The organism is Corynebacterium sp. HMSC071F07, from assembly GCF_001810285.1.
In the GTDB taxonomy this organism is placed as follows: Bacteria; Actinomycetota; Actinomycetes; order Mycobacteriales; family Mycobacteriaceae; genus Corynebacterium; species Corynebacterium simulans.
On record NZ_KV800689.1, the window covers coordinates 1 to 282 of the forward strand.

Below are 282 nucleotides of genomic sequence, written 5' to 3' on the forward strand. Positions count from 1 at the left end.
AGCAGGTGTTTCCGGCCGCAGACGTGGGCGAACCCCTGTGACAACGATTAGCCCGAAGGCACCGGATCATCGCCCGGATCTTGTACAACGAGACTTTCGTGCCCAAGCGCCAGGCAGGTTGTGGGTTGCCGACATTACCTACGTTCGTACCCTGTCAGGATTCGCCTATACCGCGTTTGTCGTGGATGTCTTCAGCCGAAAAATTGTTGGTGTTGCTACACGCTCGACGATGCGTACCGATGCGCTGCCCATGGAGGCTTTGGAGCATGCGTTAACGACTGC

The 282-nt window shown here is 57.1% G+C and carries 1 protein-coding gene; it reads left to right on the forward strand.

The window, feature by feature from the left end; all coding sequences use genetic code 11:
* The coding region (locus HMPREF2724_RS12245) for a DDE-type integrase/transposase/recombinase (protein WP_141748295.1) at positions 1-282 on the forward strand (282 nt) is incomplete at both ends.